Source organism: Thiorhodococcus mannitoliphagus (assembly GCF_010915725.1).
GTDB lineage: Bacteria > Pseudomonadota > Gammaproteobacteria > Chromatiales > Chromatiaceae > Thiorhodococcus > Thiorhodococcus mannitoliphagus.
In genome coordinates this window covers 1-11,533 of record NZ_JAAIJR010000151.1, presented here as the reverse complement: position 1 = coordinate 11,533, position 11,533 = coordinate 1, and the positions used below count along the sequence as shown (strand labels likewise).

Sequence of the window (11,533 nt, the reverse complement as noted above, 5' to 3'; positions counted from 1 at the left end):
GCCATGATGCGTTTCCTGAGATGCATAAGTGGCTTGCACGCTATCCCAAGAAGCCACATCAATGCAAGGCCGCACTCGTTTTGCAGCTCCAGCTGGATCTGATGCACCCGCAGCTCATGGACGAGCCGCTGGAGGTCTTCCGGCGAGAGTGCGGCCATGGCTTGCGGTGATTGGGCCGCCGCGTCGGCTGCGATCCGCTCGGCCCGCTGCCGCAGGGTCTCTTCATGACCCGCTTGCGCTTCCCCCTGCAGGTCTGTCGGTGTCATGGTTGCTTCGCGTCGGTCATCCGTTTCTGTCATTCGCCCCCCAGCGTTTTCCGTCTCTCGGCAGAGCTTAGACCTTTTTGGCGCTATCGATGTATTAGAAAGGTCTAGCGTGCTTATACAGCTCTATCGGCACAGGCGTGGGAGTGCCGCCCTGGGCGCGATCAGCCCCAGCAACCGCAAGCCGTCGCGGCGGGGCGCCGCTCCCGCAGCAGCGAATGCCGCCGCTCTCAGGCCTGAGCTGCTTCAGCCGCCCGGAACGCATCAAGAGGCCTGCTTCCTAAAGTGGCCGTGACATCGGCCGTCTTGCGCTAACCGGCCCGCCAGTCCGTATCGATCCGCCCGTCGACGATGCCAATGCGCCGATCGGCGGCGGCTGCAAAAGACGCATCGTGGGTCACCGCGACCACCGTCTTGCCCATCTCATGCGCCAGATCCTGGAGAATCTCCCGCACCGTGCCACCCGATGCCGAATCCAGATTGCCGGTCGGCTCGTCGGCGAGGAGGACGAGCGGGTCATTGGCCAGGGCGCGGGCGATGGCGACGCGCTGGCGCTGCCCGCCCGAAAGTTGGTGCGGGTACTTGGCGCCCTGCTCGACGACGCCCAGTCGATCCAATAGCGTAAGCCCCCGTGCACGCGCGGCGGGGGCATCGAGCCGACCGAGACGGCGGATTGGCAGGGTGACGTTGTCGATCACCGAAAACTCGGCGAGCAGGAAATGGAACTGGAACACGAACCCGAGCTTTTCTAGCCTGCGGTTCGCCAGGTCGTCCTCGCCATAGCGCGAGGTCTCCTCGCCGTCGAGCCAGACCCGCCCCGAGGTCGGGACATCGAGCAGGCCCAGCAGATAGAGCAGCGAGGACTTGCCCGACCCGGACGGACCCATGATGCAGATGAACTCGCCGCGCTCGATGGCGAGACTGACGTCGTTCACCAGTGTTACCGGAACCTCGCCGGGCAGGATGCGGACCAGATGCTCCGCGCGCAGCACCGCGCTCACGCCGCGCCCCGCAGGATCGCTATCGGATGCAAGATGGTCGAAAGGCGGTTGCATAAGGAAGGATCCATTGACCAACTCCCGCCGTCATCATCCCCCGGCAACGCCGGAGGCTTTTAGATTCTTGAGCCCTTCACGCCGAGCAGGTCTAACATGACCCAGGATGTCAGCAACCTGCGCGCCGCCGAGGCCCCTCATGCACCGCCGTCGACTGCCGATCGGAATCCAGACCTTTGCCAAGATCCGGGAAGCGGATCATTACTATGTCGACAAGACCGGTTTCATCCGGCGGTTGATCGACGAGGGCAGTCAGTATTTTCTCTCACGCCCGCGCCGCTTCGGCAAGTCGCTGCTCATCGACACCATCGCGGAGCTCTTCGCCGGCAACGAGCCCCTGTTTCGCGGGTTGCTGATCCATCCGGGTTGGGACTGGACGACCCGCTATGCGGTGATCCGCATTAGCTTCGGTGGAGGCGTGCTCCAGAGTCGCGCGCACCTGGACGCACGCATCGTCGATCTCTTGCGCATCAACCGCGAGACCTTGGGGGTGACGGTCCATCCGGATCTCGATGTCGCTGGCGCCTTCGGCGAGTTGATCCGTCAGGCCCATGCCGCAACCGGCCAGCGCGTGGTCGTTCTGGTCGACGAATACGACAAACCCATCCTCGACAATCTGCATGACCATGATACCGCCCGCACCATGCGCGATGGCTTGCGCAACCTCTATTCGGTCATCAAGGACAACGACGCCCACATCCGTTTCGCCTTTCTCACCGGGGTGAGCAAGTTCAGCAAGGCGAGCCTCTTCTCGGGGCTCAACAACCTGAAGGACATCACGGTCGACGCCCGCTATTCGGCGCTGTGCGGTTATACCGAGCAGGACGTCGACAGCGTGTTCGCCCCCGAGCTGGATGGCCTGGACCGCGATCAGATCCGCGCCTGGTACAACGGCTACAACTGGACCGGCGAGGCGGTCTACAACCCCTTCGATCTGCTGCTTCTGTTCGATGCACGCGAGTTCCGCACCTGGTGGTTCGAGACCGGCACGCCGACCTTCCTGGTCGATCTGCTAACCCAGCGTGGTTTCTTTACCCCCCGACTCGCGCATCTGCGGGCCGACGAGGCGCTCTTGTCGGCCTTCGACGTCGATCATCTGGCCCCCGAGGCGTTGCTGTGGCAGACGGGCTATTTGACCTTCACCGGGTCGCGACAGATGGGCGCGCGGCGCGAATACACCCTGAGTTATCCGAACCTGGAGGTCGAAAGCGCGCTCAACGACAGCCTGGCCAAGGCCCTGATCGGTGAACCGGGACAGGTCAGCGAGCTGGCGAGCCGGCTCTACGATGTACTGGTTGTCGGCGACCTCGATGCACTGCGCCTGCATGTCGAATCACTCTTCGCCGCCATCCCGCATCAGTGGCATACCGCCAACCCCATCGCCCACTACGAGGGCTACTATGCCAGCGTCTTCTACAGCCATCTCGCCGCACTGGGCCTGGACCTGGCGGCCGAGGACGCCACTCAACTCGGGCGTATCGATCTGAGGCTCAAGTTCAACGCGCGGATCTGGCTGTTTGAATTCAAAGTCGTCGAGCTAGCGCCCGAGGGCCGGGCACTGCAACAGATCAAGGATCGCGGCTATGCGGACAAGTACCGCGCACTCGGCCAACCCATCCACCTCATCGGAATCGAATTCAGCCGCGAGCGGCGCACCCTGGTCGGCTTCGAGACCGAGACCCTGTAAGGAAGGATTCAGACGCTGATGTTGGGCACGCTTCGCTTTGCCCAACCTAGAGGTGTTTTGGTTGTTTCTGAGCCGTTACTTAGAAAGCGTCCATCAACAACTTCCCCCCTTTCACAAAGGGGGGCTAGGGGGGATTTCGGGCGGCATCGCTCGCATCGGGAAACAATTGATGAGCGCTTTCTTAGGCGATTTCCGGAAATGATCTTACCCAAATAGATCCGGATCGGTAGGATGGGCAAAGTCCGCGCTCTGGGCTCGATCCTAGCCTCGACGCCAGACGGACGTGCCCATCTTGCAAGACGCTGAGCTGGGATGATGGGCACGCCCCGCGACCCTCGGCACTCCGAAAGAAGCGCATCGCCAGGGCTTTGCCCATCCTACGGGATCGAAACCGCAGGTATGTTGTTTCCCGGAAATCGCCTTAGAAAGCGTCCATCAACAACTTCCCCCCTTTCGCAAAGGGGGGCTAGGGGGGATTTCGGGCGGCATCGCTCGCATCGGGAAACAATTGATGGACACTTTCTTACATGAGGTTCGCCCCTTGCATCGGTGTGCGTGCGTGCCGATTGCGAGGGTGTCAGGTACGCGATGCATACCCTACCCGGCTACATCCGTTTCAGCGACAGTACCAGCATCAGGGGATTCGTCGGCGACGCGACAAATCCGTGGTGGACATAGAAGGCCGCAGCCTGTGCTGACAGGGCGTGCACCAAGAGTCCGCGAACACCAAGAATCATGCTTGCCGCCCGGGTGCGCTCGACGGCATCGCGGAGCAAAGCGACGCCGAGGCCCCGTCTCTGCCAGGTCTGATCGACGGCCAGGCGTCCCAAAATTGCCATCGGAACGGGGTCAGGCATGTTGCGCCGGATGCGGCCAGGCGCCTCGCGCAGCGCCAGCGCCCCCGAAGCCAGACAGTAATACCCAACCACCGCCCCCGCAGCCGCAGCAACGTAGGTACGCGAGGCGCCGCTGACCTGATTGTTCCAGGCGCGGCGAATCAACCACTCGTCAAGCGGTTGGACACCAGAGGAGAAATCCTCGACTCGATGCGTCTCAGTGAGCGGTGCAGGGGCTTCTAGGGTCACGCCTTCCATGGGCTCGAGGCAGACATCAGGCGCTCGTATCCCTCTCCAGCCGGGGGATGGTCCAGTACGGCCAGGAAGTCCTCGTACGTCTCCTGATCGACCCTGACCAGCGCCTGATCGAGCAGCGTCTCCTCGGCGGCCTTGCGGGCTGCGTCGATCATGAAATCGGACCGCGACCGACCCTGGATCCTGGCGGCCTGATCGATCAGGTCGCGAATCTCCTCCCGCACCCGGAGGTTAACGGCTCGGGTGATTGGCGCTGATTGGGCTTTGGACGACGAAGCGGGCATGGCGCACCTCGGCTTTGGGTGGGACTGCGGATGTGATACACATTGTATATTTCGGACTTAGGATCTGTCCATCAACAACTTCCCCCCTTTCGCAAAGGGGGGCTAGGGGGGATTTCGGGCGGCATCGCTCGCATCGGGAAACAATTGATGGACACTTTCTTAGAGTGTCAATCTTTCTGAGTGCCGCCCGCTCGGCCAACCGACTCCACCTCATCGGGATCGAGTTCGGCTGCGCGCGGCGCTGCGCTCAGGCCGCACCCCGCAGGATCTCCACCGGATGCACCCTCCCCGCGCGCCGCGCCGGGAGCCAGGCGGCGAGGATGCAGGACGTCATGGCGAAGGCCGTGGCCAGGGCGAATTGCTGCGCACCCCACCAGATCGGCAGAAAGACCTGCTCCGAGACGCCCGGTGGCTTGATCTGGACCTGCGACAGGACGTGCATGAGTCCGGCCCCCATGGCCAGGCCGAAGAGGCTGCCGATCAGGCCGATGACGACCCCTTCGAACAGGAAGATGAGCCGCACGTCGCGCGCGTGAAAGCCCATGGATTTGAGGATTGCGATGTCGTGGGTCTTCTCCAGCACGATGGTCGAGAGGGTGTTGTAGATGCCGAAGGAGGCCACGACCAGGATCGCCGCCACCACGCTGTACATGATGATGTTGCGCACCACCAGCACGCTCAGGATGTCCTCCGAGGCCTCGACCCAGGAGACCGATTTGTCGCCGGTGGCGTCCTCAATGCGTTGGGCGACGGTGCGCGCGGCATAGGCGTCGTCGAGCTGGATCAGGAAGCGATTGACCCGGTTGGGCCGCTCGAACATGACCTGCGCGCGCTTGAGCAGCGTAAAGGTCTGGGTCTCGTCGACCGAGGCATTGCCGGTGCGAAAGAGGCCGACCACCTTCATGGCGCGACTGGCGCCGCTCGCGGCCACCAGGGTCAGGTTGCGGCCGAGCCCGAGGTCGAATTTCTCGGCCAGCCCGGTGCCGATGACGATCCCGTTCGGGTTAGCGTCGAGCGCATCGAGCGAGCCCTCGATCATCTTGTCCTGGATGGTGGAGACGGTCTTCATGGTCTTGGGCACGATGCCCGAGAGGGTGACACCCTCCTCGCGGCCGGCGAAGGTGAGCACGGCCGAGCCGACCAGCACGGGCGCGACCCGCAGCCCCGGAATCGCCTCGATCAGCGCGAGCTTCTCGCGGTAGCCGCGAATGCCGCGCGTCTCGGTCTGCGGCTTGAGGCTGCGGATCTTGACCGCCCCGTCGGCCCAGCGCCGCTCGGCCGGCTGGGTCCGGGGTCGGCGCACCTCGTCCGAGACGGTGATGTGCGGACTGTTGTCGACCAGACGCGTGATGAAGTCCTGCTCGGAGCCCCGCATCAGGGACGACACCGCCAGAAAGAAGGCGACCCCGAGCACCACGCCGGTGAGCGAGACCAGCGTCTGGCGTCGACGCCCGGTGAGATGGGTAAGCGCGACCTGGAGTTGGATGCGCATCAGGGCTGGGGCCTGGTGTCGGTTGGGCGGATGCGCACGGCGGCGCCGTCACGCAGGTCTTCAGCGGGCATTGCGACGACCTGGGCATCCGGTGACACGCCATCGAGAATTTCGGTGAGCTTCGCGCCGGCCACGCCGATGTGCACCGGCTGGCGATGGAGTTGGCCGTCCGCCACCAGCCAGAGCGCGCCTTTCTGCAGGGCGGTCGACGGCACCAGTAGGGCGTTCGATCGCTCGATCAGGATGAGGTTGGCGTCGACCGTCATGCCGATGCGCAAGCCCGCCGGATCGGCGAGCCGGATGCGGACCCGAAAGGTACGCGCCACCGGGTCGCCCTTGGGCGTGATCTGACTGACGGTGCCGTCGAATACCTGCCCCGGCAGTGCATCGGCATGCAGGACCACCTTCTGCCCCACCCGAACCCTTGGGATGTCCTCCTCGTCCACGTCCGCAGTGACCCGCAGCGGCGCGCAGCAGGAGAGGAAGAACACGGCCTGCCCTGCCGGGATGAATTGGCCGACCTCGCCGTCGCGGCGGATGATGAGACCATCCGCAGGCGCGGTGAGCGTCATGAAACCGCGCTGCGCCTTGGCGCGTCTCAGCACCGCCTCGGCGGCATCCAGATCGGCGCGCGCCTGGTCGAGATCAATGGTGGCCACGACCTTGCGCTGCACCAGCTCCTGCATGCGCTGGAGATTCAGCCGCGCCAGACGTGCCCGGGCGTCGAGTTCCTGCACCGTGTTGGTCAGGTCCGTATCGTCGAGCCGTGCCAGCGTCTGTCCCTTGACGACCTGATCGCCCTCGTCGACATTGAGTTCGACCAGATTGCCCGCCGCCCGCGAGGCGATCGGCAGCATGACCCCGGGCTCCACGCTGCCGGTGGCGTAGATCGCCTCCACGGCGGGGCCGCGTGTTGGATGGACGACGGTGACGGCGACCGGGGCCTGCCGCCACCAGAGCCAGGCGCCGGCGACCATCAGCACGCCGATGACCAGGACTAACGTCCATTTGCCGCGCATAGTTCCCTATCGGTGTCGGCGTGTCGGGTCCAGCCCTTCGCCCTCTCTGTCTCAGTCAGGACGCTTCCGCTCATTGATGATCGCCCACTGCTCGTCGGTCAGTAGCCCAAGAATGCGCTCACGCAGTCTCGTCCGCGTCAGTTCTGGACTTCTCTGCTGCGTATCGAACAGGGCCTTGATCTGGGTGACCTGGTCCTCGTTGAAATCGAGATGGTCGGGCATCCGGTCCAGATCGCGCCCCATGCGCTTGTGCATTATGGCATCGCGCTTGACCTTGTCGGCAGCGGTCGTCATGGCCTGGGGCTCTGTGCGCAGTTCCAGGCGTTGCGAGTCACGCGGGGATTGTTCGGTCGGCATGATCTTGTGAACCTCCACCTGGCTGTACCCTCGGTGAGTACCGAGTGACATGCTCATACTCCCATTCGTGAACATGCGTCGAACGAACGGCCATTCCGGCGTTGATCATCGAAGCGTCCAGTCGGTTGACTCGACCCTGCATGCTTCAAGCAAAGCGACCTGGGAGCGGCGCCCCGCCGCGATTGCGCGACCGTCGCGGCGGGGCACCGCTCCCACCGGTCGCGCGCTTGGATCAAAGGATGATCGAGACCGCCTGTCCGAACGCCTTTGTAGCACTCGGAACGGCGCGTCTTTCGCGTCTTTAGCTGTCTTTCTTGATCTCCGCCTCGGCATCACCCAGGCCTGCCTGAACCTTGCCGGCGTTCTTTTGGATCTTTCCTTTCATCTCCAACGATTCATTGCCGGTAACATGACCGGCGACTTCCTTCACTTTGCCTTTGGCTTCTTCGTAGCGACCTTTGACCTGTTCTTTGTTCATCTGTCTGTCCTGTCATTGAATTGAGCCGTCACCCCAGCGCGGACTGCAATTTCCCCGCGCTGATGGAAAAATACGCGCGCGACGACTGGCAGTCGGTGCGGCAACACACATAGACGGCGCATTTCTTTCTGTGCGTGATCGAACCGACGGTCACGGCGGCTTCCGTCAAGCTCACGTTGGAGTGAGACTCAACGCCGCTGATATGTTCCCGAATGTCACCTCGATCGAGGCACCAGAGCACTGTCTTGATGCGCCATCCAAGGCGCGTTCCGCCGACGGTGACCAAAGGTGATTTGCGGGAAAGGAACTAACCCTAGGTTCTGTGGGGGCGAATTCATTCGCCCCGACTGCGACAAGCATTGTCCGAGGCGCAAAGGTATAAGAATTCCCGGAAAGCCTCCTTGGTTGAGTAGGCGCCGTGTATCCTTCAGGCAAAGCGACGTGGGAGCGGCGCCCCGCCGCGATCGCGCGCCCGTTGCGGCGGGGCGCCGCTCCCACCGCGGCCGTGCGCTTGGATCAAAGGATGATCGAGACCGATGCTTGCAGGTGGCTCGGGCCTGTTGAACGCCCGGATTCAGGGCTCCGCGCGGCTCATGAAGCAGGCGATGTCCTAGCCTTCGGCGGCTGGCGCGATCTCGGTCCGGTTCCGCCCCGATCGCTTCGCGCGATACAGGGCCGCGTCGGCCTGCTCGATCAGGGCGTCCGGGGCTTGGGCGTGGTCGGGATAACTGGCGAGGCCAATGGAAATCGTGGCCTGGATCCTGGTGTCGACGCACTCCAGCACGCTCTCGGCAAAATCAAGGCGCAACCGCTCGGCGCGCTCGAACGCGAGTTGCTGGGTGATATGCGGGAGCAGCAGCAGGAATTCCTCGCCCCCATAGCGACAGACGATATCGCCCTCGCGCACCCCCTCGCGCAGGCGCTTGGCCAGCGCCTTGAGCATCTCGTCGCCGACCGGATGACCCCAGGTGTCGTTGATACGCTTGAAGAAATCCACGTCGAGCATGGCGACGGTCAGTGAATAGCCCTCGTGCTTGGCACGGGCGAATTCGCGTGGCAGGGTCTCGTCGAGATAACGCCGGTTGTAGAGGCCGGTGAGCGAATCACGGACCGCCTGTTCGGCGAGGATGACCTGCAGGCGACCGATCTTTTCCAGGTTTTCCTGAAGCTCCTGGTTCGCAGCCTGCAAGGCGCGCTCCATGGCCCGTTGTTCGCTGACATCGCGCTTGATGGCGACGAAACACTGGAGCTCGCCGTGATCGTTCTTGACCGGCGAGATGGTCATTTCCTCCTCATAGAACTCACCATTTTTGCGACGATTGATCAGCTCGCCACGCCAGATCTGGCCGGCCAGCACGGTCTGCCAGAGGTGCGCATAGAATTCCCTCGGGTGTTTGCCGCTGTTGAGGATCCGCGAATGCCGACCCTTGACGGACTCCGGGTCGTAGCCGGTTTGCAGGTTGAAGGCCGGATTGGCATAGAGCAGGTAGCCCTGAATGTTGGTAATGACGATGGCGTCGGCGGCGGCCTCGATGGCGGCGACGCGGGTGCGCAACTCAGCCTCCAGGGCCTTGCGCTGGGAGATATCGCGCGTGACCCCGAGGATCTTGACGGGCTGGCCAGCCTTGTCCAACAGATAAGTTGTCACGACCTCGGTCGGCACGATGCCGCCGTCGCGGTGCGGTTGGTCGACCTCGGCGGTGACGTAGCCCGCCTCGGTGTCACCCGCCAGTAGGCGTTCGACGGTCTCACCCATGAGGGCCGCGACCTTTTCCGCCGATTGCGGGGTGAGCGCATTCTCTAAGGGTTGCGCCATCACCTCCTCGGGCGTGAATCCACGCAGGCGCTGGACCGAGGGACTGACATAATCGAACATCTGACTCGCGAGGTCGAGCATCCAGATGACATCGCCGCTGTTCTCGGTGAGCAGGCGGTGCAGTGCCTCGCTCTCCGCGAGCTTGTGGTGCGACGCTTTGCGTTGCGCAATCTCCCCGCGCAAACGCAGGTTGAGGCCGTGCACGCGCCAGCTCAGCAATGCCAGCATCAGTGCCACCGCCATGGCAAAGGTCAGCGCGGCCAGCAGGCCTCGATCGAACCTGGGCAGCTCGATCGCATAGAGAAATCCATCCAGTGAAAAATGCTCGGGCAGCATGCCCAGCGCGGCATAGGTATCGGCGATATGACGCCAGCGGCCGGGGTTGACATGCCCGATCGCGACCAGATCCGGCTGCATTAGACGCTGAGTTTCCTCGGCCTCGAAGCGATAGTGCGCGCGGGTGCGCTCTTGGCTGTTGTACTTGGCCATGATGAGTTCGATGCTTTCATCAATGTGCCTCATGGCGTACTGCCAGCCCTCCAGGCTAGCCGCGAGAAAGGCCCGCGTTCGCTCGGGGTGTGACCGCAGCTCGGACTCGGTGGTAAAGAGGATGTCGCCGTAGAAGTCGATGCCACCCGCGCGGGCCGAGAATTCGTTGTAGTCGAGGCCGGCCTGTCGTAGAAGATAAGGCTCCGTGGTGGAATAGGCCGACATCGCGGCCACCTGACCATTTAGCAGTGCATCGACCCCCAGGCTGTGAGAATTGATGACGAGTTTGTCGCGCTCGACGCCTTCCTTCTCGAACAGGGCCAGGATCTCGGCCGAACCGGTCTCCATCATGATCGGCTGTCCGACCAGCTCGTGGAGATTGCTCGCGCGGTCGGCACGAACCAGGAGTTCGAACGGCGAGTGCTGAAAGATGGGGGCCAGCGCGACGACGGGGTGCGTCTGTCGTGACAGCAGGAGTTCGCTGCTGCCGACCCCGAACTGCGCTCTGCCCGAGATCACTTCGGCGACGGGATCGGTGTGCGGTCCAGCCTCGAGGAAGCGGACCTCCAGCCCCGCATCACGGTAATAGCCCTTTTCCAGGGCGATGTAGTAGCCGGCGAACTGAAACTGATGACGCCATTTCAGTTGCAGGGTCACGCGGTCCAGGGCAAGCGCCGGGAGTGCAACGCAGACGGCGAGGCAAAACAGGGTCAGGCGCGCAAGGAGACCGCTGCACCCTGAGTGCGCTGCGCGCCTGGCTCGCTCTCTAGCCTCGCCCACAAGCGTTTTCCTCATGAAGCTCCCTTGGCTGCGTCGAAAACACCATGATAAGCCCTAAACCGCGTCCATGAGGGGTTGCTTGGTTTCATGCTGTGTGAAGGAAACTGATGTCTCGAGTTGGGCCGAGCGTCGAGGCCCAGGTAAAGGACGCCTCTAGGACCACCTAACGTCGGCCCAACAGAAGATGGCCAGCGCGCATCACCACTGATCGTCGCACCCGGTTTCATGTGATGCGCAGATCGGCATTCACAGGCAACTCCCAAGGCGGACGGGGCATGCTCACCGGTCGGAACCTTTTGCACCGACGGCTAGTGCCCGAAAGGCGCGGAACAGGGTGAATATCCTTCCCGCTTGGATCATCTGTGCGACACCGAACTGACGCGACTTGCCCGAAGAGTATAGGGTGCGCCTTGGATGTCGGTTGCCGTGCGGAGGGTCCATGATGTCAATCATTCTCGAAGATTCGAGTCGCGCCTGGATGACGGGGAAGGAGAGCCCGCGTGATCGGATCACCGAGCACGACATCGCGAGCCTGTTGGCGATCACTCAGGTTGGCCTCCAGGCCCAGGGTAGCGGCCGCTTAGAGGATATCCGGAACAGAAAATGCTTAATAATTAAAATGCCAAATAAGATAGTATCTTAGGTACGACAATCACGCGTATCGAGGATGCCATGGCCTTTCAAGAGATGTCCGATGATTTTTGGCGCCAGGCAGAACCGTT

Annotated in this window: 9 protein-coding genes and 1 pseudogene; 1 reads left to right on the top strand and 9 read right to left on the bottom strand. The window is 62.9% G+C overall.

Annotation, left to right across the window (positions count from 1 at the left end):
• A pseudogene (locus G3480_RS22545) lies at positions 1–266 on the bottom strand (hypothetical protein); the annotation flags it as partial.
• 308 nt (positions 267–574) lie between these two features.
• Positions 575–1,318, bottom strand: a complete 744-nt coding sequence (locus G3480_RS22540; protein ID WP_206171849.1) for an ABC transporter ATP-binding protein — start codon at positions 1,316–1,318, stop codon at positions 575–577.
• Between the two features lie 139 nt (positions 1,319–1,457).
• Here G3480_RS22540 and G3480_RS22535 point away from each other — a divergent pair, with 139 nt between their 5' ends.
• Positions 1,458–3,005, top strand: coding sequence for an ATP-binding protein (locus G3480_RS22535; protein ID WP_164656308.1), 1,548 nt, complete (start codon positions 1,458–1,460; stop codon positions 3,003–3,005).
• A 605-nt stretch (positions 3,006–3,610) separates the two neighbouring features.
• On the opposite strand, the gene G3480_RS22530 is transcribed toward G3480_RS22535, so the two are convergent.
• The 7 genes from G3480_RS22530 to G3480_RS22500 form a co-directional block, all read right to left on the bottom strand.
• A complete protein-coding gene (locus G3480_RS22530) occupies positions 3,611–4,099 on the bottom strand; it encodes a GNAT family N-acetyltransferase (protein WP_164656307.1) in 489 nt (162 codons plus the stop codon).
• Positions 4,087–4,380 (bottom strand): type II toxin-antitoxin system TacA family antitoxin, encoded by a 294-nt coding sequence (locus G3480_RS22525; RefSeq protein ID WP_164656305.1) that lies wholly within the window; start codon positions 4,378–4,380, stop codon positions 4,087–4,089. The genes G3480_RS22530 and G3480_RS22525 overlap by 13 nt, the downstream gene beginning before the upstream one ends.
• A 247-nt stretch (positions 4,381–4,627) precedes the next feature.
• Positions 4,628–5,872 (bottom strand): ABC transporter permease, encoded by a 1,245-nt coding sequence (locus G3480_RS22520; RefSeq protein ID WP_164656303.1) that lies wholly within the window; start codon positions 5,870–5,872, stop codon positions 4,628–4,630.
• Positions 5,872–6,891 carry an efflux RND transporter periplasmic adaptor subunit gene (locus tag G3480_RS22515; RefSeq protein ID WP_164656301.1) on the bottom strand — a complete coding sequence of 340 codons (1,020 nt, stop codon included), beginning with the start codon at positions 6,889–6,891 and terminating at the stop codon, positions 5,872–5,874. Before G3480_RS22515 ends, G3480_RS22520 begins: the two co-directional genes overlap by 1 nt.
• 51 nt (positions 6,892–6,942) lie before the next feature.
• Positions 6,943–7,299 (bottom strand): hypothetical protein, encoded by a 357-nt coding sequence (locus G3480_RS22510; protein WP_164656299.1) that lies wholly within the window; start codon positions 7,297–7,299, stop codon positions 6,943–6,945.
• A gap of 250 nt (positions 7,300–7,549) precedes the next feature.
• Positions 7,550–7,726, bottom strand: coding sequence for a CsbD family protein (locus G3480_RS22505; RefSeq protein ID WP_164656297.1), 177 nt, complete (start codon positions 7,724–7,726; stop codon positions 7,550–7,552).
• 610 nt (positions 7,727–8,336) lie between these two features.
• Positions 8,337–10,811, bottom strand: a complete 2,475-nt coding sequence (locus G3480_RS22500; protein WP_338114204.1) for a diguanylate cyclase — start codon at positions 10,809–10,811, stop codon at positions 8,337–8,339.
• Positions 10,812–11,533 lie beyond the last annotated feature (722 nt).

Excerpts from the sequence above, each read along its gene's own strand:
- G3480_RS22515 (WP_164656301.1), bottom strand. The coding sequence starts at position 6,891 with ATGCGCGGCAAATGGACGTTAGTCCTGGTCATCGGCGTGCTGATGGTC.
- G3480_RS22505 (WP_164656297.1), bottom strand. The coding sequence starts at position 7,726 with ATGAACAAAGAACAGGTCAAAGGTCGCTACGAAGAAGCCAAAGGCAAA.
- G3480_RS22540 (WP_206171849.1), bottom strand. The coding sequence starts at position 1,318 with ATGCAACCGCCTTTCGACCATCTTGCATCCGATAGCGATCCTGCGGGG.
- G3480_RS22530 (WP_164656307.1), bottom strand. The coding sequence starts at position 4,099 with ATGGAAGGCGTGACCCTAGAAGCCCCTGCACCGCTCACTGAGACGCAT.
- G3480_RS22535 (WP_164656308.1), top strand. The coding sequence starts at position 1,458 with ATGCACCGCCGTCGACTGCCGATCGGAATCCAGACCTTTGCCAAGATC.
- G3480_RS22520 (WP_164656303.1), bottom strand. The coding sequence starts at position 5,872 with ATGCGCATCCAACTCCAGGTCGCGCTTACCCATCTCACCGGGCGTCGA.
- G3480_RS22510 (WP_164656299.1), bottom strand. The coding sequence starts at position 7,299 with ATGTCACTCGGTACTCACCGAGGGTACAGCCAGGTGGAGGTTCACAAG.
- G3480_RS22525 (WP_164656305.1), bottom strand. The coding sequence starts at position 4,380 with ATGCCCGCTTCGTCGTCCAAAGCCCAATCAGCGCCAATCACCCGAGCC.